Source organism: Haloarcula rubra, assembly GCF_019599465.1.
Classification (GTDB): domain Archaea; phylum Halobacteriota; class Halobacteria; order Halobacteriales; family Haloarculaceae; genus Haloarcula; species Haloarcula rubra.
On the sequence record NZ_RKLR01000017.1, the window covers coordinates 39,190 to 63,969 of the forward strand.

Sequence of the window (24,780 nt, forward strand, 5' to 3'; positions counted from 1 at the left end):
AGTTCCAGTTACAGTCGAAGGCACGGTAGTCACTTACGAGTGCGAACAGTCCCGTTTCAACCACTGCGTATCGCTGAGAGAAATAACATACAGGGAATCCTGACAGGAGTGTACAATGTACAGAACGACATTTAGTCACAAAAAACGGCCGTGTCGGCAGCCCCACCCAAACCGTGATCAGTACGCGTCGCGGGCGACTTCGAGGAGATCCGATGCGTCGGCGCCACGTGGATTATCATGGATTTCGATTGTATCGAGTGATTTCTCGGCGATTTCAGAGAGATCATCCTCGTCGACACCGAGTTCACTGAGGCTCGATGGGAGATCTACTTCGTCTATCAGTTCTTCGACGGCCTCGACACCTGCTCGAGCGGCTTCGACATCCGAGAGCCCAGAAATATCGAGCCCCATCGCGTCAGCAACATTGGCGTACCTAGCAGGATGCTTCTCTAGGTTGTATCGCATCACTGGCGGCGTGAAGACGGCAATGGCTTCGCCGTGTGGAATTTCCGGATACATTCCGCCTGTAACCTCGGCAAGGGAGTGGATCGCACCGAACCCTGCGAAGTTTTCGCAGAAGCCCGCCATGTGAGAACCGAACAGTAATTGCTCGCGCGCTTCCATATCACCCGTCTCGTAGGCATCAGGGAGATACTCTGGGACGAGTTCCATAACGTGGCGCGTGTAGGGCTTGACCAGTTCGGGCGCGCCCGCAGCAACGTGGTTCTCCAGCGCATGGGAGAACGCGTCGAAGCCGGTCGCAGCAGTCTGCCGTGGCGGAAGTGACGCAGTCAGTTCGGGATCGACAAGTGATATCTCGGCTCCGAGGTACGGTCCATCAGGGTACAATGGTGGTTGGCCGATTGCCATCTTGAATTGGCGCTCCTCAGAGGTAATGACTGCCCAGTAGTCGACTTCGCTTCCCGTACCAGCGGTCGTGGGGACCGTGATGAGCGGATGGGTGTGGTTTTCGATGTTACCGGCGGTGACGTCGTCGGGCGTATTGACTTCGTAATCAGAGAGCTCACCCGAATTTGTAGTCATTAGTGTCGCGCACTTCGCAGTGTCGATGACGCTTCCACCACCGACAGCGACGACCACGTCGTGCCCGCCCGCGTTCAATACATCCACTGCGTCGGACACCATCGAAACCGTCGGGTTCGGTTCCACGTCATCATACACATCGTATTCGACGCCTTCGGCTTCAAGCGATGCCTCGATTCCGTCGAGGATACCGGCCTCACGGATTCCCTGATCGGTCACGATGAGAGCGCTCTCCCATCCCTTGGCATCGATGATTTCACCAGCTCTGTCGCTCTTGCCGTTCCCGAACTCAACCCAGATGGGGAACGAGAGTGTATATCCGCCGAGGCTCATTGGAACATCCCCCGGGTCGGCATCTGATTCCCATACGCCTCAGTACTTGAATGGCAAATGCTATTCTGTCGCATCCATGCTAGTGACCGACAGGCGCATTATAAAGACTGTTGGATTCGGCAAAATGAGTGTCATTTTTAACAGACAGACGATATCCTGGCAGAAAAAACGGGAATTTTATTGACTCCCGGGTTGATCATTTTGCTATGGGTGAACAACCACCAAACAAGAGTAGTATTTTCGATAGCCACATCAGTAAACACGAAGATGCGACGGCCGATCGCAAGTTTGCGGCATGGATCGACGGTGCGGAATACGCAGGAGAGAATCTAATAAGCGTTCTCGATCCAGTAATCGATGAGCCGATTGTCGATGTCCCACAGTGTGACGCCGAGGATGTCGACACAGCCGTTGACGCAGCCTGGGACGCGTTTGATCAAGAGTGGGAGGAGACAACTCCACGTGACCGATCTGCACTCATGTTCGAGTGGATCGACAGACTAGAAGACCATGTTGACGAACTCGCGCTATTGGAATGTCTGGACTGTGGCAAGCCGATGTCGCAGGCCCGTGGTGAGGTTGAGGGCGCTATCGACACACTGGAATTCTACGCGTCTGTCTGTCGAGCGCAACGGGGCAGTGAAGTGCCGGCCGCGAACGATTTACACCTGTATACAAAACACGAGCCGTTCGGCGTCGTGGGTCAGGTTGTCCCCTGGAACTATCCCCTGTGGGCGGCCGCATGGAAACTCGGACCGGCACTCGCAGCTGGCAACGCCTGTGTACTGAAGCCGGCCAGCGACACGCCACTGACGACAATCCGTGCTGCACAGCTATCAAAAGATGTCTTCCCCGACGGTGTCTTGAACGTCGTCACTGGACGGGGAAGTGAGGCTGGCCAAGCACTGGTAGAGCATGAAGACGTTCAAAAAATCTCCTTCACGGGAAGTACCACGGTCGGGAGTGGAGTCATGCGGGCGGCAGCCGACCGTGTCGCTCCGGTGACGCTGGAACTCGGCGGGAAGTCTCCGTTTATCGTCTTCCCCGATGCGGATCTCGACAAGGTTGTCGACGCGGTTGCCAATGGCATTTTTTACAGCACCGGCGAAATCTGTGACGCTTTCTCCCGCGCGCTCGTCCACGAATCGATCGCCGAGGAGTTCACCGAGCGATTCGTTCAAAAAGCGGAATCGTACGTTCTCGGGGATCCGCTATCCGAAGAGACGACAATGGGGCCGCTGACATCCGAAAGCCAGTTCGAAGCAGTCACTGATTACATTGAAACCGGAAAGAAAGAGGCAGAGCTGCTCTGTGGCGGCGGCCGTCCCGATGATCCCGAACTATCTGATGGCTGGTACATCGAACCGACCGTTTTCGGGAACGTAACAAACGATATGGAAATCGCACAAGAAGAGATATTCGGACCGGTTCAGACCATCATCACCTTCGAGGACTACGACGAAGCGATTGAGATCGCAAACGACACGCAGTACGGGCTGGCTTCAGGGATCGGCACAGAAAGTACCTCCCTTGTCCACCAGGCTGCAGACGATCTGGAGGCTGGATTGGTGTATGTTAATGAGTACGGCCCGATCCTACCTGAAGCGCCGTACGGAGGGTTCAAGCAATCCGGCTTCGGGAAGGACCTCGGTCTCGAAGCGATTGACCACTACCAGCAGACCAAAAGCGTCTACGTTAATCTCGACGAACCCTCGTTGTAACCAGTCTATCGTAAAAAACAGGAAGATGATCTGTGGCGCTCTCATTTTTTCTTTCGATGCCTTCTCTCAGCAGTGTCCGCCGTCGGTCAGAGTACCGGGGTAGTCTTTTTCAATTATTGGGCTCTCGTTGGTCGATTACGACACTTCTGAAGTTTCAAATATTACCACGCCAGTAGAGATGGAAGAATGATGACTCGCTTTTCTCCCATTCTTTTTGTCGAGGGTTATTACTATTACCTGCAGGGACTGTATCACCTCGAATTGCAAATATCCTCGTGAAATACTAGCTATACTGTGATGGTGGTCACAGTGTTAGCAGGCATTTATGTGTACCAGTTCTTAATCAATGTTTATATGAAAGTTCGATTCTACCGAACCGATATTTGAGCCTGCATGCCCCCGGACAGCGTTTTGAATCCACCCGGATCATCGCATGTAATCGACTTCCATCGGGTTATACTGGTTCTCCAGCGTTTTACAAGAATGGGGTTGGAACTACTCCAAACTAAGTGGCAGTCCTGATGTCGCCACAATAATTCTCTTGAGTTCGGATTATCGAAACTCTGTTGATCGAGTAGAAGTCTTGGATAACATGAGTACTCGCATTATCTTTTGGAGTGGTCTCACATACTACTACACGAGCTTAGCTTATCCGCTTGTCTTGGTACACTTGCGAACAAACATTTCACTTCTACCCTCAGTTTATGACTATCTCCTTAGTTCGACTCAGCCGAACTCTCTCGAGATGGTTCATAGACATTGAGGTACAGGATGCTGTTACAAATCTATACGTCGCATATATCTAACTATATAATAGACGTAGATATATTACAGATACCTATAGACATATTGTGCCATTTTGAGCCTATATGTTGGAAAACCATCCTCGAAATCTCATATTGACCTCCCAAATATATAGATATGGAATATTCGAACTCGTAATGTGGAGATATTAAACGTAAATCCAAGATCTGGAGCATACAGATGCACTATCGGTCCGGTGCGTCCGAAGCCTCCTCAAAGAATACGCATTCCTCAACGTCAGCAAAAAGAGCCTCGACACTGTCGAAGCGCTGAAGAAAGCGATACAGAACATGAAATGCTGGCTCTGTTGACTCGATGGAAACGCTGCTACTCCATGAGAGCGTGAATTAAGATATGGGGCGCAAGAGACCGAGAGGATTTCTGTGCCACAGAGCACGTTCTTGTGACTGGTCCGTGTGCGAAAGAAGCCGAGTCATGGGCGTGACAGCCCGGATGCCGCGCGGAGTGGTCAGCGCTATGTTTGTGCTTTCAGAGCGCGTAAGGGATCGTAATGACAACAGGTCGTCGGATCGAAGTGGTGAGGCAACTGTCGGGAGAGCAACTCGGAATCGGTCCACCCTAAGCGTGATTGTCGAGGTGTCTGCGGACTGTTGTCGACCAATTCTTGAGTCGCTATGGTAGGCGACAGTCACTCGACCAAATAGTCCGCATTCATCCTCAGTGCACACCGATTACAATAATAATCGTATCTATCCTCTCCGTCCAGAATCGATTTTGGTGGTGAGGTGTGCCCGACCCTTGATTCGGCCGCTACTGTTCGCCGACTGGTCGACGTTCCAGGTCATGAGTCGAATTGTTATATATGTTGATATTCTGCGGCCGCCGTTACAACGTTTGGGGGCGGGAGCCTATTCGGCGATGTCCAGGACCGTCGCCGCCGACAACTCCCGAACCCGGGACGGTGCAATCGGGAAGACCGCTTCAGGCGTGCCGGCCGCTGCCCAGATGGTGCCGAACTCTGTCAGAGTCTCGTCGAACAGGACTGGAACCTGCGTGTCGTGGCAGAACGGCGGGACGCCGCCGATCGACCAGCCAATCTGGTCTTTGACCCGGCCGGCGTCGGCCATCGACACCGCATCCTCCGGGACACCGAAGTGGGCGGCGAGTTTCGCCTCGCTCACGCGGTTGGCACCGCTGGTCACGACCACCACTACGTCACCGTCAACGGTCATGACGATGCTGCTGGCAATCTGGGCCTGTTCGCAACCGACCGCAGCAGCAGCGTCGGCGGCTGTCTTCGTTCCTTCAGGAAACTCGTGGACGTCTATCTCGACGCCGTACTGCTCGCGCGCTCGCTCGGCCAATGTCTCGGCACTCGGGTGCATGGCGAGTCTGTTGTCCCCCCGGGTGAAAACCACTCCGGGGCCGTCGTGCATCTGCGTGTCGAACTGCGTCTCTTCGTCTGAGGCCCACTTAATGATTAGCTTGCCTACAGTTATTTATGCCCCAGTCGTGACACCGATATGTACGGTCCGCCCGAGCACGGGCGGTCTCAACCACCTATGACCCGAGATACCCATCAGTTCCGACGACGGACAGTACTGCAATCACTCGGCGGCGCTGTCGTAGCAAGTACAGCGTATGCCGGACTCTCAGGCGCGAGTCAACACTGCGACGCGACTGTAAGTGATGGTGACTCCATCCAGTCGGCGATAGACAGTGCGAGTACTGGCGACACGATCTGTGTCGAAGCGGGCACGTACGACGAGGATGTCACAGTCGACGTCGAGGAACTCACACTCGATGGCCCCAACAGTGGGACACCTGGTGACGGCGACCGTAACGACGAGGCGACTATCGAAGGGCAGGTGATCCTCAGCGCTGATGCAACGGTGCTAGACGGGTTCGAGGTCACGCCACCGGCGGCGACGGGTACTACGACCTCCGAGGCTGTCAGGGCCAGCAATACGCCCGACGATGTCATCATCGCGAACAACGTCGTTCAGGATTTCGAGCGGGACGACCCTGGTGGTAATTTCTACGGCGTCGACGGGATCAACATCTTCGGTGGAAGCGACGGTGATGCCATCGAGGATCCGACGGTACGCCAGAATCTGGTACAGAACATACGCAACGAGGACGTTGGGGGCGCTGCTGCCATCAGCATCCAGGGGAACGTCACCGGTGCCGTCGTCGAGGACAACGTCGCAACGGACATTGCTGAGGAGGTGACTGCCTACGGATTCGGTGTCGTCATTCGGGGAACTGGGAACCACGACAAGGTGCCCGAGGATGTCGAGGTAATCGGCAACGAACTGAGGAATGTGTTGTCGGATCCGAACTCACAGTTCGACGGCGTCGGGTTCGAAGTGGAGGCTGACGGGACGAGCTATCTGGCTACCGAGAACGTGATCGAAGACAACAACCTGGGAATCGAGGTCAAGGTGGCAGCTGATGAGACGACCGTCGATTTCAACGACATTGCGGGGAACACGCGCCTGGGGGCGTTCAATCGTGACGACACCACGCTAGATGCGACGGACAACTGGTGGGGCCACGCCAGTGGACCAGGTGGGCCCGATGGTCGACGCAATCCTGATGGAGAAGAGGTCGGGCAAGGCGACGATATCGAGGGTGACGTCGCGTTCGAGCCGTGGCTCCGACGGTCGATCGAGAACGCCTCGCGGTGAAGGTACCGGGTGGTGGTTTGCGCGGATGGAACAGAGGGGCATACCTGTGCTCACTGGTTAAGATTCGACACCAGCCAGAGACTATGGCGCGATTGGTGGCTCAGGAGGAGAAACTCAGTTGCCTTCGGGACTGTACGAGTCGGATGATAGCTCTTTGAGTGTTGCTTTTTCTTTTTTGGCGTAACTCCCGTAACTGGAGGCGATCAGGTCCCGTGCAAACCAGTACACCTTGTATTCGGAGGGATTGCCGGAATAATCTGCCATCCACCATCGACGACGTGAGTTAATAGCAAGAAAACAAGTTACATTTTGGATACGTTATACACACGCCGTAGCTTTACCTCCCGCGAAATCGAGTTTTTTGAAGAAACTATCACCGCCACCGCCATCGTGCTGAACCAGTTATTTTACGACCAATGATGGTATCTAATGAGGTTCCTCGTTTGCAGTGTCGCCCCTCTCCAAGCGAATACCACTCTATACGGGTTCGGCGAAGAACGTCTGGGCCGTATGCAGAAGTCTGTCGGTTAGTTCCCTGCCTCTCTACACCGTCGCCGCCACGTGCTGATACTCCGGCTGCGACGGCGTTGGCCTGAGCGTCAATCCCACCAGCGCCAACTCCCGTAACACCTCGGGTGGTATGCCCTCAGCGTCACACAACACGGCGTCGAGCGTCCACGCGTCGTACTGACTCGCGTTCGGCGCGACGACGTCGACGGCGACCGTCGGCACACAATCCCGAATCGCCCGCGCAGCCCACAGTACCCGCTTCCGTTCTTCGACGGTACAACTCACGCGTCGACACCTCGGACGAGATCGCCGACCAGTGACCCACCGACATGTGGGCCTTCGTCCCAACCGCGCTCCTCACGAGTGTATTCGCACCACTCACCGAGCATCCAGAAGCGCGTATCAGCCGACTTGACTTTCTCGGCGTCGTCGCCTGCTACTACGACCACGGCTTTGTCGTAGCTGTCCCAGTAATGGGTATCACCGACGCCGTCAACGCCGAGGAAAAGCGGACGCTGGGTGAGTAGTTCGCGTGCGGTACGTTCTTGAGGGTTGACTTCGGATTTCGACATGGGTTGTCCAAGAACCCACGCGCCTCGGTGCTCCAACACCGGGGCGATTTCCTGAACGGCGGAAATCGACCAGCGACGCGTGCGTTCTCAGTTGATACTCAGGGCTTACGCCCACTTAGTAATTTCGCTTGTTGGCGAAGAATAGTGGTATTAGTCGCCGTTGGAAGCTCCGGCTTCACGACGCCCATCCATCGTAATCATGTAGTATGCCCGCTTTCCGGCCTCATCCTCTGGGATGGGTTGAATGTTACCTTCGTCAAGAGATTCCTTGTCAACTCTCGCAACTAGACCTTGATCCTCAAGCTCAGATAGAATCGTCTGAACGGTTCGGTAGCTGAATGTAATTCCCCTCTCGATTTTAAGTCCCCGGAATATCGCCTTTGGAGGGAGTGCTATCCCGTGCTCTGCCATGAATTCAAGAACTACATTCCGGCGTTCCTCCGGGGGCATATCACCGCCATCGCCCGCTGTTTTATTAGTTATCCCGGTAATACTCTCTTCTCCCCTACTGGTGCTATCAGACGCCATGTGGTTCATAACTGCACCAATAGACGCAAACTACTAAGTGGTTGCGCACTGCACAGTCTTAGCACGGCCGACGCGTCGCTCCTTGGGCGTCGTTGGAAAACCGAGTGCGACGCCGTGCCTGAACACGGGCGCCGCGTCGGTAACGCACCGCATGAACGCACTCGATACGGGGAGGCTTGAAACCTCGCCACCGGCCGCGCCGCATCGCCCGTTGACTACCCACCATGCCACCATGCCCACCGAGCACCAGCGCTTTCGGTCACGATTCGCCGATTCTCAAACCACCAGACGACGATTCTTTCGGTCACTTTCGGTCAACATTCGGTCATCGCCTGAGACAGCTGCAAACCCGCCACAGTGCCTCGCAGACGAAACTCACATCGCGAAAACCGACTTTCAATCACCGACACGAACTAGTCTTCCCTATCCACTCGCCCACCAGTTGGATAAGCACGACTGGAGCTGGCTTCAAGCGACGATGACAAAGCGACATGGCAGGACCCCGGGGGGTGGGCTTTGGGCCATGGCGGGGGGAGAACGAAACGACCGGGGCCCGAGACGTGTGTCAGAAATTCACACGGAAAAGGCTTGGTCCAAATCTGACACCCACACACTCGCCATCCGGACACAGACGCGATACGTGCCGACTGGCAGCGGCCGTCCGAGAAACGGGGAGTGTGCCTGATGGCTGACGCCGAACCGCGTGCGAACCCACACAGTGCCGAGCTACCCGACGAGTTGCTGCTGCGCTACCGCGGCAGCCTCGCTCACTACACCGGATGGAGTAGCGACTTCGCGATTGTCGAAAATCAGTACGACCTGTACCGCCGGGTCACCGAGCCGACGGAGGTCACACTCCAACGACGGGAGGTGCTACACACGTGACCAAAGATGGCACCAAAGAGACGAAATGGGGAATCGGTCGCCGGTGGAGCGTTGGGGGTGACAAAGTACTCGTCCGCCGACCGGTCTCCACCTCCACGCCAGTTACTGATAAGCGGCCGGAAACCGGACGCTCTACCCCGGTTCGTTCTACAGAAACGATGGCGACAGACCGACCCGCACCGCACTCGTCAACGTGTGTCGGGTCCGACATCGATGCCGGCGGTGCTGAACACGACTACTGTTGTCAGGACTGCCTCGCTGTCTTTGCTGAGCCTATCGAGCGCGAGCGCAGAGCACCGTCTCAATCCGGCCATCTCGCTGGCAAACTTATCGAGATAGACGACGGCCGGCTATTCACAGTCGGTGGACACGATAGAGATGCTGACGATGGTGATTTGGCATGACGTCTTACCACGACCTGACCGGCTTCCAGCGCGACCTGCTGGAAGCGATCGCCGCCGTCGACGACGAACCCTACGGCCTCGCGCTCAAGGACTATCTCGACGACCGGTACGCCGACCCGATCAACCACAGTCGGCTCTACCAGAACCTCAGCCAACTCGCCGAATTGGGCTTGCTCTCCCCCGAGCAACTCGACGAGCGCACGAACGCGTACCGACTGACTGACGCCGGCCGCACCGTCCTCTACCGACACGCTCGCGACCTGCAGGCAGTTTGTCCATCCGACGCCTTGCAGGGGAGGCGACGGCGATGACGACGACACTGCCGGAAGTGGGCGAAGTGGTCGTTCTAAAGACGTACGAGTCCGACCCGTGGCTCCTCGTCTGTGCGACGAACGACGACGCCCAGACCATCACTGGGACCCTCCTCGCGGACCTCGCCCACGAGACTGTCCTCCGGATAGCCGCGTCTATCGGTGACCGACCACGCCGACGTCGGCTCACCGAAGCCGTTCGTCGTGCGGACCTCCGCACGCTCGAAGTGCCTGTTCGGGACTATCGCCACCGAGGTGGGCCGGGCATTCAGGGCTGTTCGTCGCCAGCACCGGTGAACTGACCAGACAGTCCGAGCGGGGATTCCCACGGCGGTCGCGAGTCAGCACGCAGCGACTCTGTTAGCTTCGCGAGCCGCGGCGCTGTGCCGAATGGGGGCAAGTACCCGCACTAGACCGTCGCCCGTACCGTGGTCGGGACGCCCGGTTCGATTCCGGGACGGGCACTGTGGTTACAATGCCACGATCTACGACAAGCGACGACGACAGTACCGACGCAGACGACCGAGACAGTGCGCTCGCCGAGCAGCTCGGGATGGATATCAGCCAGAGCGACGACGACCCCGCGGACTTGCTTGCTGCCCTCGACGACGCGGACGTCAACCCACTCGTCGTGCAGCTCTGTGAGACACTCGTCGGGACCATCGAGGACCTGCAGGAACGCGTCGAGGAACTCGAAGTTCAACGAGAGAAGACCCACGAAATCGCGACCAGTGCCAGCGGTCAGGCGGCGACCAACCAATCCCGACTGGACGACCTCGAAGAGGAGCAAGAAGAGACACACGAGATTGCGAAAAGCGCCATCGCTCGTGTGGCCCAGATGGACGCCGACACAGATCCGACAGATGCTGACCAGTCTGGGGCCGAGCCGAGTTCATCGCCGCTGGACTTCTTCGCCAACTGCCGGGAGACCAAAGTCAAGAACGTGTTCGTCGAAGAGTCGAACCGGCAGAACACCTACCGCGCCATCAAGGTCGCCAAAGCCTGGCCGGAGTTCGCCACCGAACGGACTGACGGCAGTGGCGTGTTCATGACCAAAGACGACGTCGAGACGGCCCTCGTCGGCACATTAGGACGCCAACCTCATCGACAGACGGTCGCTCGTGTCTGGGATACCCTTATCGACCTCGGTGGGGCCGACCTCGTCGAGAAACGCCGCTGCATCGACAGTACGCAAGAGGCCACATTGATCCTCGCGATGGACATGGATACCGCTGAAGGGCTGTTGGAGAAGCGCTACGTTGGGTTAGACCTGATCGACGGTTCAGACCAGAAAGCGTCCATCGGTGGTGTCACGCCCGTTGTGACGGGGGAACCCGCCTGAGCCCTGTGACAGTGACTGGATAGTCAGGTAACCGTACACATTCACTGCAGGTGGACGCGGTGGCACGTGCCCTGCCGCCGCCGACGCCCGGCTATGCTAGCTACAGCAACCGGCAGCACCTCCTTCTGTACAGAGTCGGTGCGTGTGTTCGTAACGCACGCAACGCTCTCATGCTAAATCTCCCCGTCACAACAGCTGTGACGTGTGCAGTGTCCAGCCTGCAGTTTTCACTAGAGCACGGTCGATGGCATGTCTGGCTACCTTAACCAACAGCTAGAGAGCATTCTCCGATTTGTTGGTTAAACAGGCTGATCGATTTGAGGTCAATAGCCACTTCCCCGAAGTGGGTTCCTCTCCGGGTGATTACTGAATGCCCAGATCCCCCAGCACTGCATACGCCGTCCTTCGCAGCTATCTCGTACAGAACGACTCCCTCGATCAAACCGGTGAATAATCGCCTGACTCCAGTCTACCCATGTTCGGGGTTGCGATGACTGTATCCGCTGTATTCAGCGCGCCCATTATCGGTTACTGACGGTTTCAACAGGGCGTTCTATTGTGATGGTGCTACCTCGCGAATCCGGAGCGAATATTGATCGGGTAGCTCCTCAATGCTGACCCGAATCTTCAGGATGCGTTCATTCCTAGCCAGTGCTTCCATCGATTCGACCTGCGACCGCTCGAATGACGCCCCGCCGGTCTTGATTTCACAGTAGTACCGCTCCAGCAGCGCACCGTCCCACCCGTCCTTGGCCTCAACGACACAGTCCGGCGTCCACCGTTCTTTCCCGTCCGAACAATCGACCGAGAGCAGTCGGCCGCGATTGACATCCACGTTCAGTCCCCACTCGAGGTTATCCTCGTCGATGTCCAGGTCTTGCCGGACGAAGTAGACAAGTGCGTGTGGCTTTGGTGATTCTAAGAGGATTGCCTCGCCGAGCGCACCGTAGAGGTTTGCCCCGACGTCGAACGTCCACGTGTCCCCGTCGACGTCGGCCGGTTCCTTGATTGACGGGTTATGATCGGCGAGGAGGTACGCGTCGATGTCTTTTGGTTCGTTCTCAGGAACGGCTTGGATTCTGAGCGACCCGTCCGACGCCGACAACTGACCGGCGTACGCTTCTGCGTGGTGTCTCGACCCGAATGCAAGAATACCTCCGTGCGATTCGGTCACCGCCCGAAGTTGTGCATTCACCTCGAGTGCACCAGCTTTCGCTTCGACAGTGTAGCCTGTTCGGGCTCCTGGTTCAATGGGGTCGGCAGTATGGTCGGCGCTGGTCGTTTCGTTAGCTGTCGGGTCTTCGACGAGGGCCCCGTCCTCGAACCGCAGTTGAAATGTCTCTTGTTCGTTGTTAGTCATCGGAACGTCCTCCAGTATGGCCTCGCCACGTCAGACCGAACCACTCTGTTCTCTTGAAGCCCTCCGCGTCGCCGTGAATGTTCCGTCTCTCGTCGACGAACGCCTCAACGGTTTCCATGCAGAGGAATCTTTCAAACCCGCCGGACATGCGTTTGCTGCGCGCGCATAGGGCCTGTCACGCTGGCATTTATTAACTGAGGGCGGTAACGCCGCGGTATCATGCAACATGCGTTCCAGGTCGGCCAACAATACCGAGACACGGGGAGCTACCGCAACTCAGACGACCAGTTCTTGCGGTGGATTCGTGGCCCCCTCGACAGCGGTATCAAGAACACCGGCGGTATCCGTGATCTCGGAGCGGATCGGTCCGATACGCCTGCGGCGCTGGTACTTGTCTCGAACGATAGTGGCGTCTCCCAGCACGATGACCCATGGGAAGACACGCTCGCGGTCAACGCCGGCTACATCAGCTACTGGGGCGACGCAAAGGCCTCGAACCCCTACGACGAGTCCGCACAGAACCAGAAAATCAAGACTGCCTTCGACAGGGCCGCGGCCGGGCGGCGAGAGGACGTCCCACCTGTCCTCGTCTTCCGCAAACCTGAATCAGGCGTCGTCGAGTTCTGTGGGCTCTGCGTCCCAGACCACTTCGAAGTCGGGCCGTACCATGCTGAGGGCGGCACGCAGATCCCGAACTACCAGTTCCACTTCTCCATACTCAATACCAACGCTGTCCCGGTCACGTGGCTCCACGAGCGCGCTCAGCAGAACGACGATAGCGAGGCACCTGACGTCTGGCAGCACTGGATCCAGACCGGAGAGGTCGCCCAGTGGCCAACCGGCGAAACCCTTGACCAGAGTGGCCGAGTCCGACGCTACGAAACCACCGAAACTGTCGTCAGTGACGCCTTTCGCGAAAAAACGTTTGATCGCTATGGCCATACTTGCACCATGACCGGGATTCAAGAAGACGATCTCCTGGACCTAGCGCACATCCTCCCGCGAAGCCAGCATCCTGATCTTGCCGAGCACCCGGAGAACGTCCTCGTGTTGAACTCGCTGCACCACCGGGCATTCGACGCCGCGCTGTTCACCATCGACAGCGACTATCGTATCCGAACGAGCCCGTCGTTCGATCCAGCGCACCCGTTCCTACGGGAAACTATTTCGGAAAGAGCGGGAGAGGAGCTATCGTTCCCACCCAACGTACAGATTCAGCCCTCTTTTCTCGAGGAGCTCAACACAGGTCTGTCGTGGTTGTGATCTGTGAGGACTGCCGACTCACTCAAGACCTACCGCTGAGAAAAATGTAGGGCGGGGAGTCACTCGTCAGGTTTCGTCCCGGTACGAAGGTTCTCCCGGTATTGTGCCCACGCTCGGTACATTTCCACCCGTTCTTCTTCTGTCAGCGTGTCGTGCTCGTCCGCGTCGTAGAACGGAAGTTCGTCCTTTTCGGGCATCGCCATCACCTGCCCGAGCGGATAGAGCTGCTCGTAATAGTGTTCGAGCACCCAGTCTTCGCCGTGTTCGTCGACGGCTTGCTGGATGTACGGGGAAGCTTCCGGGTATCTGTCGGCGAGTGTCTCGGTCATTGGTCGTCGTGTACTGCTGGAGGCTGTCTGTATCCGTACGTCCAAGCGTTAGCGGTCAGGCGTCCGCGAATTCTGCGAGTGAATGATTTGCGCTGTCACTGTTCCACTTACCAATTTGAATGAGTTCGAACGTGTCGAGGCGAACGTCAAGTGCAGCGTCGATCTGTGTCCGGACAGCGGTGGAGAGACTGTCGATGGGGATCGCAGTAAGTGCGTACTGGGTGAGGAAGTAACTGGTTGCGAGGCTCGTCGGGGCGACGACGATGACGTCAGATCCATCGACATCATCGAGCGCGAGTTGAGCATCTCGGTACTGGAGCACTGTCGCATCCAGTTCTTCGACGGGGAAGAGACAGCCAGCAGCACCGTACTCGATACTCGCTCCCGCCGACTCAAAATGCCCTTTGAGCATATTCGAATTCAAATATATGCCCGATGGTCATTAATATTGTGGTGGGTGCCTCGGTTCGTGACTACCTCACCGCATGCCCCCATTTTGACTATCCCTGTCTCCCCCACAAGCCGATATCCTCCGCGATCTCTACGACTGCACCGCGGCGGAACTCGCAACCCACTCTGTCGAACACATTGAACAGCGTCTTCGTTCAGGAATGGGGGAGTGAAAATAGTCTCAATCGGTAAGGAATGTCTCAAACTCGCGGGTGGGTGAATGGAACCCAGCTTCGTCGATCCAACGCTTGAGATGCGTATCTGCAGTCGCTGCAAAAATAAGCATGGCGAGTGCCTCAGCGCTTGACCCCGAGGCGGTTCACAGCCACTGTTTCGGTGTATCAGAATCAAAAGATATCTCCCATCGCCATAGCCAATCAAAAAGAGGTTTGTAAAACCTGGCTCACAGCTATTATATACAGTCCGATCCAAATTTTACATGTGCTCCAGCAGAGCGATCTCAAAATCCTCTCCAGTCTTCGACAGAAGTCGCTGGAGGGTTCTGAGATCAGTGAGCGAACAGGGCTCGCATCCGGAACAGTTCGGCGACGAGTTGCGACACTTCGTGAGCAGGAGCTTGTAGAACGACTCGAAACAACGGAGGGGTCGAAAATCTTCTACCGGCGTCAGCAAAGCGACGTCGCGACAGCACTCGATACCGCTGCAGACTCCGTTCCACACGTCGACCTTCCAGACTTTTTGACGCCGTCTCTACTAACGGTTCTCTATTGGGTAGAGAAACCACTTGGTCCCTCAGAGATTGCTACGCGTGTCGACCTCAGCCGTGTTCGTGTACAACAGCTCCTCTCGACATTAGTCAGACGACAGTTCGTCACAAAGCCAGATCGGGGACATTACGAATTGAAATCCGAATATAAGAAACTCGGCAGACTTGCAGAGGCTGTCGCCCGCCACACACAGCGAGTTGAGATCAAACCCGTCTTTCCAGATGCCACGATCGTCTGGGCGGCCCCCTGTGAGGCACTGGTCGTTCCAGGTGAGTCGACGAAGGGGCTGGCCGATGAACTCGTGGACGACACTGAGTGGACAGTTACCGGACTCGCTGCATTCCCACAGTTCGGATTTGATTTCACCGTCGCTGATGCCCCTCTACTCTACAGAAATACCGCTGAGAAGACCGGTGACCTGCAAGTGCACCCAGCAGAAGCGGTCTGTCACGCACTTTGCCGTCGTATCGAGCATCGATTAGTCCGGTTTTGTATTCTTGTCGTACTCGATGGGGTTATGCGAGGGGAGATTTCACTAACGGGGCTGCAGGAGACAGCAAGCATCTACGGTATGGAACGTGAAATCGAGGCGCTGGTCACGTTTGTCGAACAGCGTGGTGACAGTAACGTACTGCCGACAGATCTGTCGAGTTCGTTTCCCTCGTGGCAGCGGGTAGTAGATACAGGGACACAGTACGATCTCGATGTTGAGCGAGCGGTCAGCCAGCTGCCGGAAGAAACGGGGGAATCGTAGCGAACCGGGCCGATGTCAGGTCAACAGTACTCTTTTCAACATCTATGCAGAGAAAACAGACGATGAGCGACGAGCAGCGATACTCAAGTCGGGACGACATTATGGAGACGTTAGAGAAGATCGACGGACAGCTGGAACAAGAGGCGGTTGTCTATCTTCTTGGGGGTGGTGCGATGGCGCTCGAAACAGTCAAACCGGCTACCAAAGATATCGATTTGCTCACGCCAACAAACGAATATTACCGGCGTATCCGAGCAACACTGCTCGAACTTGGCTTCGAGCCGAAGGAACACACCGAACCGGATTATGACTCGCTGGGCGCTACGAGTGTTCTCAAATACAACGAGGGCCACATCGATCTCTTCGACCGGCAGGTGATGTCGAAGCTGTCGCTCTCTGAGGGTATGCAAACACGTTCCGAGTCTGTATTCGAGGGTGAACGCTTGACCGTGTATCGACTCAGTTGGGTCGATATAACGCTATTCAAATCGATGACACCGCGGGACGATGACCGAAACGACGTGGAAGCACTGATCGCGCGTGGAATCGACTTCGACGTACTCGCGGCAGAAATCGACGACCAATTGCCGCTAAACTACGGTGTCGACGAATACGAATGGATTGTACAGGATGCAAAAAAGCATCCGATTTTCCAGCTCGAATCGACGTTTACAGACATCGAAGGGTTGCCGAACGATCTTGTCGAGAAAGTGCAGCGGTTGGCAGATCTCGTTGATGCCGAACGGGCTCTCTTCTACGAACTCCGAAGCCGAGAGTCAGTCGAGAAGGCGAGCTTCATCGCCGAGTTTGCACCAGACACCTATTCGACCGAGGAACAGCTACGCGCCGGACTCACACGACTTGAAGAGAAGGGATTAGTCGAAGTGAATAGTGGACAGGTCGTTTTCGTGACCGATCCACTCCAAGAGCAGGAGTAATGTCTCCCGCCTTGGACAGCCGGTGCATTAATTGATTGTCACCTCGCCAATCAGAGCAGATGGTGAATAAACGTGAACGCCAGATTCAGAACAAGGCTGTCACGATTGCCAGTCGGGACTCGTATGAGGTTCGTGAGACAGATATCAGCCAGTTAGAGAAGCTTCGAACAGCAAGCGGACTGAATATGGGCGAGATCAGTGATCTTTTTGGCGAGTCAAGTAACTGGTACTCGAATCATAAACGGTCAGGCGGGACCCACGAATTCTCGCGGCCAGACTATATCCGAGTCAAGGATTTGCTTGAGGTCGAGTATCTTCGAGACCGTGTCGAGTTCAGTAGGCTCTGGTGAATCGCTAGACAGCGTCGGCCTCGACCATCAGAACTAGGAAGATGAAGCGGGAAACCGCCGATGCTCTATGTCGAAGATCTCCCGCTTCACGAGCAAAGTCGTTCAGTTAGCTAAAAATGCTGTTGGTGAGCGAGGCGAAGTCGCCGCCCCCGGAGGGGGTGGCTGCTTCGCTGAGTATGCGGTAGTGTCGCTGCACTGTCTGCGGGTTTACCTGGAGAAATCCTACAGAGAAGCACTTGATTTGCTGAGCGAGATGCCGCATATTCTCGGGGAGATCGGCCTCGAAGCGACCGATCTCCCAGACCACTCCACGCTAATCAAGTGGTTTGACAGAATCAAGACAGCACTCTGGCGAGTGCTGCTGCGCCTGTCGGCGCAGCTGCACGAGCCGAGCGAACACGCTGCTATCGACGCGACGTTCTTCGACCGCGAAAACGCCAGCAAACACTACTGCCGCCGGACGAATTACCGAGTTCAGACGCTCAAAACAACAGCTCTCGTCGACACAGAAAGCCAAGCCATTCTGGACGTTCACTGTACGACCGAGAAACGCCACGACACACAGCTCGGCTGGCAGGTCGCCCGCCGCAACGCGGACAACCTCGCCAGTCTCGCCGCTGACAAAGGCTACGATTGGATGGAGTTACGCGACAAACTCCACGAAGAGGGCGTGAGACCGCTGATAAAGCATCGTGAGTTCCGGCCCATCGATCACGCGCACAACGCGCGGGTCGATGGGTCTCGATACCGCCAGAGAGCGATGTGTGAGACCATTTTCTCGACGATCAAGCGCACGCTCGGCGATGCTGTACGTGCGCGAACTTGGTACGGCGAATTCCGAGAACTCGTCCTGATGTGTGCGGTTTACAAAACCAAGAAGGCAGTGAAACTGTGAAATCAAGCCACGTCTGGCGATTCACCACGGCCCAGCGATTAGAAATCGCACAAGGAGCACGACCAGATTGTCACATTGCTGAACGATGATACAGATTCGATCACCGCTGACAACCGGCGCGACGTTGCTGCTTCGTCACGCCCGAACGTTCCTTGTGGCCGGCGCAACTCACTTGGACTGTAGGGTCTCAGGTTTGTGAATTGACGAGGCGCTCTGCTTCGGGAGTTGCTCGGATCCGCACGGAATCATCCCGGTAAAAGTATTCGTCGAGCGTTGAGGTAAGATAGCGATGCACGTCTTTTCCGGAGTCGAGGTTCCACCGTGAGGCCAATTCCCCGTTGCTTGTGGGTTGCATTGTCACGATATCACTGAGCCTCCCCAGGTCTTTCTCAGGGAGTTCGGAGGTCTCATCTGCAGACTCATCGTCGATAGCACCGGCAGTGATCGGGGTAGGGAGGTCCGGGGAAACCGTGGTTTCGCTGTCCCAGTCGAAGATCGCGTCGTTGCTGTCAGCGTACGCGATGAAGGAGCGAAGAATGTTGTCGCGCGTGGTTTTGCTGCCGATACGGTCTACGTTACCGATGACGATAAGTTTGGATTTCGGGCGTGTTGCGGCGACGTTGAACCGGTTGCGATCGCCGGCGAATTGCAGGCTGCCTGGGTCGGTGCCGACGACACTGTAAATGATGATGTCGCGTTCGCGACCCTGGAAGCCGTCGACGGTTTCAACGTCGACGGTGTACTCGGTGTCGAGTTCGTCGCGGATAACGTTCCGTTGTCCGCGGTACGGAGTGATAACGCCGATCTGGTCCGGGTCGAGGCCGTAGTCTTGGACCAGGCGTGTGACTAACTGGACACAGACTTGGGCTTCCTGCTTGTTGAACGGGCTACCGTAGCGTTTACGCCAGCCTTGCTCAGCGCTGGTTGCCACCATCGACACTGGTTCGTCGAGGATTTGATCGACAAACAGGTCGTCGGAGCGCAGGTGCGAGGGGGTTGTGATGGCTTCCGTCCCGGTGTTAGCGATCTCGATGTTTGAGTCGTAGACATGCTCGCGTGCGAATCCGATAATCGGCTGAGCAGATCGGTAGTGCGTGCGGAGCCATGCGTCTTCGCCGAAGCGGTCCCGGAGGAAGTTGAAGATGCTTGCCCCAGCTGGGGGGCGCCCAGAGTCAGTGTTGATGCTTTTCAGGACTGGCAATAACTGGTTGTGATCACCGACGACGACCCATTTTTTCGCGGTCGCCATTGCCAGGAGTCCCATTGGCGTGCTGATTTGGCTGGCTTCGTCGATGATGACGGTGTCGAAATCAACGCGCGCGAGCCCGCCAAGTTGGGAACGGACCAGGGTTGCGCCGGTGATATCGGCTTGCTTGACTGATGTGGCTTCGGATTCCTCCCATTTGTCGCGGAGCTCTCGTTGGAGTGTAGTCAACTCTTCGCGTTCGGCGGCGATTTCAGCGTCGATCTCACCTACTCGATTGGACTCTTGTAGTCGATGGTCGACATCGTTGGTGAGGTACTGTTTGTGTTCTTCGAGCGCGTTGATTCGCTCTTGATGCTCACTAATCTGGGCTTTGAGTTCATCGACACGCTGTAACAAGTCGCTCACTGATGCTGTGTCGCTGTCGATGACTTTGTCCAACATCAGTTCTTTCGCTTTCGTCGAGACTTTTTCGGGCCGACCGACGCGGACGACTCGCTGCGGGTTGTCACCGGCGAGTTTCTCGATGACGTTGTCGACGGCGATGTTGGTGTGTGATGTGACGAGGACGCGCTCACCGGCGTTAGCCAGTTCCTGTGCTGCTTTGGCAATCACTTCGGTTTTCCCTGTCCCGGGCGGGCCGACGACCGTGTACAGATCCCCGGGCTGCATGCCGAGGACATGGTTGACGACATCTCGCTGTGATTCATTTAGTGGGAAGGTGTCTCGGTCGACACTGGTCAGGTGTGAGTGATCCGTCGGAGTGATTTGCGGTGGCGAGTCGCTGTGCAGCGTGTCAAGGAGCTGCGTTGAGTTCTGTACGAGGCGCTTGTGATCCGGGCTTGCCGTGTCGTACCCAGTAAACCCACGTCGAGCTTCAAGCAGCCAGGATTGCTGCAGAATGGTCGTGATATGTGATTCTGCACTCCATAACTCGACGGACAGCCCCTCTGCGAGCGGGAGCGACCCCATGTCACCGTAATCGACGTGCACTTCACTTTCGGTGGTATTGATCACTCGCCCGAGGAGGAGTCGTCGATCCTTCACCGTGTACCCGACTTGACTGCCGTCTTCGATCCAATCCGGTGGACGATGCGCTGTCCCGATGACAACGAACTGTGATTCAGCGTTGTGTTCAGTGATTTCCCCAGAGAGTTTCTGGTCATACCGGTCTTGCCGTTCACGTTTCGCCTCTTCGTGGACGATTTGTGGCCACCCGCCAAGCAGCGTGTCACAGTCAGGGCAGGTCAGCTGTGGTGCGGACTCGAAGACGTACCCGCAGTTGTCACAACTGAGCTGACCCTCACTTTCGATTGTGACTGCACGCTCCAACGCTTCTCGAATGACAGTGTGGTTGTTCTCAAGGAAGTTTCGTGCAGTCGCTACCGGCTCCTCGATCTCAGATACGACCTCAAGCGTTTCGAGCCGGTCTTGAATCTGACTGGTAATTGCCGACCCCAGGAAACGACTCCCTGGGGTAAATTCACGTTGCGCTCCGACCAACGCGTAGTGAACAATGGCTGCGACTGCAGCGTTGCGTCCGAGTTGTTCAGCAAACGCAGTGATACCCGCTCGAGGACACTCGGTGATCCAATCTTGCGTTCGTCGAGCAGAGGGTGGGAACTCGAATTGGAGTTGCGGTGCCGTTCGAGAGACGACGTACGGCGCATCGATTAACAGGTCGACCGTTCTGATGATCTCCGGCGCGATTCCCAACTTTCGACCACACTGCGCATGCACACACCACCTCGTCATGATATCTAGTAAGAGTGTCTGTCATTACATATTAAACTATTCACTAAATGAGGCAAAATTGGATGCTGTAAGGGCCGTCACGTATGGCGGTTATCAACAGCAGTGAGTACATCCGTGTATCGACGTATCCCCTAGTTTCAAAACACGTCTTGCAGCGGCCCGGCTTGCTCGACGGTTGCATATGTGTCCCGAACGCCAGCAAACGAGAGATACCGGAGGCTACAGTGATCAGCATTTTCCAGCACATGCTGGAACGTCGGCCGATTGATCTCTTCACGAACCTTGTCCTCATCGTCATCGGGGGCGACGATGTGCATGTCGACGGCGATGTTTGGGACTTTGACCATGAAGTCGGTCATGCGGAGGATACCGCTGTAGATGCTGGTGGTGCTTTCGACTTCGAAGAGTTTGACGATGAAATCGTCTTGCAGCCAGATGACGTCGACATATTCGATGATGCGCGTGGCGGCGGCGCTGAACCCAGGAAGGTTGAGGTTCTTGACGCAGTCTCCGCCGAGTCGGTGCCCGTTGTACGTGCGGTTTTTGTCGTTCGTGGCGACGTACACGTAGTAGCCGTGTCGTAGGCCGAGTTGAATGAGTAACCACTGTATTTCTGTGTGTTCTCGTGGATCGTCATCGTCCCCACCAGTGTCTGGTGGGTCGATCTTGCCGCCGTTATGGAAATCCTGGAAGGCTTCTTCGACTGAATTGTATTCCCGGAGGAGACTACTGACTGCGTCTTGGGACACGCGAAGGAACCGGTAGGGAACCCAGTTGTCCTCGTACCCGAGTAGCTGCGCGATTCGCTCTCGGTCGACAGATATCTCCTGGTAATCGGTGACAGTATAAATGAATCGACTGTCAGGGTTATCCCACAGCGTGTCACCGACTGACGGGTTTTCGAAGACAGCGCCGACACGACCGGCAGCAAAGAAATCACCGTCGTTATACAAGAGGAGTGGATCACCGGTCTCCATTTCTTCGAAAAACGTGCGTTTCTGATTCCCGTCGGTGGTACCCCAAATCCGTGCTTCGGCTTGTTTCTGGAGATCTTCAGGCGCTTCCGCAGGGACAGATACTGGCGAGGCAACGGTGTCGTTGAATCGCTGAATCCAATCGTCACCGACAGGAACGACATACAGGCGAGTCACAGTCTGTTGATTCCGGCTGGAATGTCTTGTAGCTTAGTAGAATACTGGGTCAGAAAACGTGTACTCCACGGCGGCACGTCCGATTCTAGAAAGATCCATACCTTGGCCCTGTCACTGTGTCGTCATGCCTCCAGATCGCCTCCGTAGTATCGTCCCGATGTTTGGGGGCGGGACACGCTACGTCGAGACATTGGATGCGGTGCTTGAGTTCGTGACCAACCATCACCCAACAACAGACGAACTCGTAGGGTGGCACCGCGGATCGTTTACGAATGTATCCAGTCGAGACTCGATTATGCGGCGGGTGAGCTATCTCCAACAGGTCGGGTTCCTCAGCCAGACGAACGACCAGTGGGAACTCGGTGACGCCGGTCGGGAGTACACCGACCACGGTGACGTAGCGACGCTGCTGCGAATTATGTGTGATCGGAACGTCGGGCTGCGAAGTCTGCTGTATGCGTTGGTTGCTGGGTCGATGACACTCGGGGAGGTGAGTGAGCAGCAGCTCGATACGCATCCAGAGTTAGGGTGGAGCCGCGGAGAGACAGACATGGCAAAGCAGCGGGTGAATTGGCTGCGCAGTATGACCCTCGTTGAGAAGCGCGGCGACGAGTACGCGTTGACGGATGATGGCCTCCAGTTCGTTGAGAGCGCGGTGGAGGAGTGGGCTGATTCGGACTGGACACCGTCGGTGAGCGATGCTGGGGAACAGGCTGGAACGTACGAAACGACTGTCCATGCACGGTCGGTCGATCCGGAGTTCCGTGCGACGGTTCTGTCACGGCACGACCGCACGTGCCCGATCTCGGGGGTGGATCACCCGGGACTGCTGGACGTGGCGCATATCTTGTCGTGGAGTGATTATCCCGCACACAGGGCCGATATCTCGAACGTGCTGGCGCTCAGTAAGACGCACCACGCGGAGTTTGACCGGGAGCTATTCACGATTGACCAGGACTACCGGTTGCGTGTGCATCCTGAGTTCGAGACTGAGAGTGACGTGTTACAGCGGAAGATCATTGACCGCGAAGGGGAGCGAATCTCGATTCCAGAGAAGAGTTTGAAGCCGCAGTACGTCAGGCAGCACAATTCGTCGCTTGCGTGGCTGTGAGTGCGAGTATCGGCGGTCAAATGTGGCTGATCAGGGAGGTGGAGAGACAGTCGCTCTCACTGGGAGCGTGAAGGAGCGGGGAATCTGGCGTCAAAGGTGATCGTTGTACCAGACGAGTGTTTCGCCATATTGGAGGCCGTCGGTCGGCGTTTCGATTGAAATCGTGGCGTCAGCGTCATCGAGCAGCGGGATGAGTTCGTCGTAGTAATCGCGGCCGGCATGGAACACGAATTGCGTTCCGTCCCTGAGCAACCCCTTATCTTGGAGCTGAGTGTCGACCGTTTCCGACCAGTCTCGTTTCCGTTCGACCGATGCGCCGCTCAGGGTGTCGTCGTACGGTTCGATAGGTTTGCCATCGGGTTCGAGCAGGCCGTGTTTCGCTGAGAGGATGTACCAGTCATCGTGATTTGCTCTGGCGTACTGGCGGGCTTTCCTGAAAAACGCAGATCCGTCATACAGGTCTTGTGGCGGTGCTGCGTCCTCACGCTTGCTCTTCGTGCAACTCACGAGACCAATTTCCATACGGAGAACGATAGCGCTGGACGGAAATAGCCTCAGGTGAGGGTTGCCTAGCGGATTCCGTACCGCACTAGTTTGAGACGGTGTCGTGTTTGACGGGGTGTTCTAATGCCCACTTGCATCCGTCTTTAGCTAAGAGAAGAATCGCGTGACAGCGGCGGCTTATCGAGGCTACTTTTCGAGAGGAATGAGGAGGAGAAGTCTGTGCACAACCCTCGCTCCTCATCGAGAATTATGCGTCGACTCACTACGCTTTTTCCATCTGAGTTCCTCGAAGAGCACGCCGAGGAACTCGGCGTGGTCGAGCGAGAGAGCAAACTACAGATTCCCGTCCTCGTCTGGGCGCTCGTGTTCGGCTTCGCCGCAGGCGAGAGCCGAACACTCGCTGGGTTCAGACGGAGCTACAACTCCACAGCTGATGAGACGATCTCTCCCGGCGGTTTCTACCAACGGTTGACGCCGTCACTCGTAGAGTATCTCCGCGACCTCGTCGAGCGGGGCCTCGACGAGGTCGCTGTTCCCGATGCTGTTGACGCTGATATCGACCGATTCAGAGACGTCATGATCGCTGATGGGACTGTGTTGCGGTTGCACGAGTTCCTCTCTGAGCAGTTTCAAGCTCGCCACGAGGAGCAGGCTGGAGCGAAGCTCCACCTGCTCCACAACGTTACTGACCAGACGATTGAACGGATCGACGTTACGGACGAGAAAACGCACGACAGCACGCTGTTCAAGACTGGGTCGTGGCTGCAAGGACGGCTCGTTCTGCTCGACCTAGCGTATTTCAAGTACCGCCGCTTCGCGTTGATCGACGAGAACGACGGCTACTTCGTAAGTCGGCTGAAAGAGAGTGCAAATCCCGTGATTA

At 56.3% G+C, this 24,780-nt stretch carries 23 protein-coding genes; 12 read left to right on the forward strand and 11 right to left on the reverse strand.

What is annotated here, in order from left to right; translation table 11 throughout:
- Positions 1 to 177 precede the first annotated feature (177 nt).
- Positions 178 to 1,377: an iron-containing alcohol dehydrogenase gene (locus EGH21_RS21825; protein ID WP_220620521.1), complete on the reverse strand. Its 1,200-nt coding sequence runs from the start codon at positions 1,375 to 1,377 to the stop codon at positions 178 to 180.
- A gap of 206 nt (positions 1,378 to 1,583) precedes the next feature.
- Here EGH21_RS21825 and EGH21_RS21830 point away from each other — a divergent pair, with 206 nt between their 5' ends.
- A complete protein-coding gene (locus EGH21_RS21830) occupies positions 1,584 to 3,098 on the forward strand; it encodes an aldehyde dehydrogenase family protein (RefSeq protein WP_220620522.1) in 1,515 nt (504 codons plus the stop codon).
- Positions 3,099 to 4,771: 1,673 nt separating this feature from the next.
- Here EGH21_RS21830 and EGH21_RS21835 read toward each other — a convergent pair.
- On the reverse strand, positions 4,772 to 5,248 hold the full coding sequence (locus tag EGH21_RS21835) for a YbaK/EbsC family protein (protein ID WP_220620523.1): 477 nt from the start codon (positions 5,246 to 5,248) through the stop codon (positions 4,772 to 4,774).
- 138 nt (positions 5,249 to 5,386) lie between these two features.
- Here EGH21_RS21835 and EGH21_RS21840 point away from each other — a divergent pair, with 138 nt between their 5' ends.
- Positions 5,387 to 6,553: a right-handed parallel beta-helix repeat-containing protein gene (locus EGH21_RS21840; protein ID WP_220620524.1), complete on the forward strand. Its 1,167-nt coding sequence runs from the start codon at positions 5,387 to 5,389 to the stop codon at positions 6,551 to 6,553.
- Positions 6,554 to 7,096: 543 nt separating this feature from the next.
- On the opposite strand, the gene EGH21_RS21845 is transcribed toward EGH21_RS21840, so the two are convergent.
- The 3 genes from EGH21_RS21845 to EGH21_RS21855 all read right to left on the reverse strand — a co-directional run bounded on the left by EGH21_RS21845 (position 7,097) and on the right by EGH21_RS21855 (position 8,172).
- Positions 7,097 to 7,348 carry a hypothetical protein gene (locus tag EGH21_RS21845; RefSeq protein WP_220620525.1) on the reverse strand — a complete coding sequence of 84 codons (252 nt, stop codon included), beginning with the start codon at positions 7,346 to 7,348 and terminating at the stop codon, positions 7,097 to 7,099.
- Positions 7,345 to 7,635 (reverse strand): hypothetical protein, encoded by a 291-nt coding sequence (locus tag EGH21_RS21850; protein WP_220620526.1) that lies wholly within the window; start codon positions 7,633 to 7,635, stop codon positions 7,345 to 7,347. The genes EGH21_RS21845 and EGH21_RS21850 overlap by 4 nt, the downstream gene beginning before the upstream one ends.
- Before the next feature lie 150 nt (positions 7,636 to 7,785).
- Positions 7,786 to 8,172, reverse strand: coding sequence for a MarR family transcriptional regulator (locus EGH21_RS21855; RefSeq protein ID WP_236035756.1), 387 nt, complete (start codon positions 8,170 to 8,172; stop codon positions 7,786 to 7,788).
- 675 nt (positions 8,173 to 8,847) lie between these two features.
- On the opposite strand from EGH21_RS21855, the gene EGH21_RS21860 reads away from it, so the two are divergent.
- The 4 genes from EGH21_RS21860 to EGH21_RS21875 all read left to right on the forward strand — a co-directional run bounded on the left by EGH21_RS21860 (position 8,848) and on the right by EGH21_RS21875 (position 11,105).
- A complete protein-coding gene (locus EGH21_RS21860; protein ID WP_220620544.1) occupies positions 8,848 to 9,048 on the forward strand; it encodes a hypothetical protein in 201 nt (66 codons plus the stop codon).
- A gap of 400 nt (positions 9,049 to 9,448) precedes the next feature.
- Positions 9,449 to 9,763, forward strand: coding sequence for a PadR family transcriptional regulator (locus EGH21_RS21865; protein ID WP_220620527.1), 315 nt, complete (start codon positions 9,449 to 9,451; stop codon positions 9,761 to 9,763).
- Positions 9,760 to 10,065 (forward strand): hypothetical protein, encoded by a 306-nt coding sequence (locus EGH21_RS21870; RefSeq protein WP_220620528.1) that lies wholly within the window; start codon positions 9,760 to 9,762, stop codon positions 10,063 to 10,065. Before EGH21_RS21865 ends, EGH21_RS21870 begins: the two co-directional genes overlap by 4 nt.
- A gap of 173 nt (positions 10,066 to 10,238) precedes the next feature.
- Positions 10,239 to 11,105, forward strand: a complete 867-nt coding sequence (locus EGH21_RS21875; RefSeq protein WP_220620529.1) for a hypothetical protein — start codon at positions 10,239 to 10,241, stop codon at positions 11,103 to 11,105.
- Positions 11,106 to 11,658: 553 nt separating this feature from the next.
- On the opposite strand, the gene EGH21_RS21880 is transcribed toward EGH21_RS21875, so the two are convergent.
- On the reverse strand, positions 11,659 to 12,465 hold the full coding sequence (locus EGH21_RS21880; RefSeq protein ID WP_220620530.1) for a DUF8081 domain-containing protein: 807 nt from the start codon (positions 12,463 to 12,465) through the stop codon (positions 11,659 to 11,661).
- A 219-nt stretch (positions 12,466 to 12,684) separates the two neighbouring features.
- Between EGH21_RS21880 and EGH21_RS21885 the strand changes: the two genes are divergently transcribed.
- Entirely contained in the window at positions 12,685 to 13,728 is a 1,044-nt protein-coding gene (locus tag EGH21_RS21885) for an HNH endonuclease (protein ID WP_220620531.1), read from the forward strand.
- 59 nt (positions 13,729 to 13,787) lie between these two features.
- Here EGH21_RS21885 and EGH21_RS21890 read toward each other — a convergent pair whose 3' ends face one another.
- On the reverse strand, positions 13,788 to 14,057 hold the full coding sequence (locus EGH21_RS21890; protein ID WP_220620532.1) for a DUF8110 family protein: 270 nt from the start codon (positions 14,055 to 14,057) through the stop codon (positions 13,788 to 13,790).
- Between the two features lie 55 nt (positions 14,058 to 14,112).
- Complete coding sequence (locus tag EGH21_RS21895) at positions 14,113 to 14,469, reverse strand: DUF8165 family protein (RefSeq protein ID WP_220620533.1); 357 nt, start codon at positions 14,467 to 14,469, stop codon at positions 14,113 to 14,115.
- 479 nt (positions 14,470 to 14,948) lie between these two features.
- On the opposite strand from EGH21_RS21895, the gene EGH21_RS21900 reads away from it, so the two are divergent.
- The 3 genes from EGH21_RS21900 to EGH21_RS21910 all read left to right on the forward strand — a co-directional run bounded on the left by EGH21_RS21900 (position 14,949) and on the right by EGH21_RS21910 (position 18,172).
- Positions 14,949 to 15,989, forward strand: a complete 1,041-nt coding sequence (locus tag EGH21_RS21900; RefSeq protein ID WP_220620534.1) for a helix-turn-helix domain-containing protein — start codon at positions 14,949 to 14,951, stop codon at positions 15,987 to 15,989.
- Between the two features lie 62 nt (positions 15,990 to 16,051).
- Positions 16,052 to 16,927, forward strand: coding sequence for a DUF6036 family nucleotidyltransferase (locus tag EGH21_RS21905; protein WP_220620535.1), 876 nt, complete (start codon positions 16,052 to 16,054; stop codon positions 16,925 to 16,927).
- A gap of 417 nt (positions 16,928 to 17,344) precedes the next feature.
- Positions 17,345 to 18,172 (forward strand): IS5 family transposase, encoded by an 828-nt coding sequence (locus tag EGH21_RS21910; protein WP_220620536.1) that lies wholly within the window; start codon positions 17,345 to 17,347, stop codon positions 18,170 to 18,172.
- A 187-nt stretch (positions 18,173 to 18,359) separates the two neighbouring features.
- Here the strand turns inward: EGH21_RS21910 and EGH21_RS24285 are convergent, their stop codons facing one another.
- Both EGH21_RS24285 and EGH21_RS21920 read right to left on the reverse strand, forming a co-directional pair.
- Positions 18,360 to 21,116, reverse strand: coding sequence for a DUF5797 family protein (locus EGH21_RS24285; RefSeq protein ID WP_220620537.1), 2,757 nt, complete (start codon positions 21,114 to 21,116; stop codon positions 18,360 to 18,362).
- Positions 21,117 to 21,268: 152 nt separating this feature from the next.
- The gene (locus EGH21_RS21920; protein WP_220620538.1) at positions 21,269 to 22,282 is read right to left on the reverse strand and encodes a hypothetical protein; all 1,014 of its coding nucleotides are present in this window, start codon (positions 22,280 to 22,282) and stop codon (positions 21,269 to 21,271) included.
- A 124-nt stretch (positions 22,283 to 22,406) separates the two neighbouring features.
- Between EGH21_RS21920 and EGH21_RS21925 the strand changes: the two genes are divergently transcribed.
- On the forward strand, positions 22,407 to 23,393 hold the full coding sequence (locus tag EGH21_RS21925; protein WP_220620539.1) for an HNH endonuclease: 987 nt from the start codon (positions 22,407 to 22,409) through the stop codon (positions 23,391 to 23,393).
- A gap of 90 nt (positions 23,394 to 23,483) precedes the next feature.
- On the opposite strand, the gene EGH21_RS21930 is transcribed toward EGH21_RS21925, so the two are convergent.
- Positions 23,484 to 23,915: a DUF6884 domain-containing protein gene (locus EGH21_RS21930; protein WP_220620540.1), complete on the reverse strand. Its 432-nt coding sequence runs from the start codon at positions 23,913 to 23,915 to the stop codon at positions 23,484 to 23,486.
- Between the two features lie 231 nt (positions 23,916 to 24,146).
- Here EGH21_RS21930 and EGH21_RS21935 point away from each other — a divergent pair.
- A partial coding sequence (locus EGH21_RS21935; RefSeq protein WP_220620543.1) for an IS4 family transposase occupies positions 24,147 to 24,780 on the forward strand: 634 nt, incomplete at its 3' end.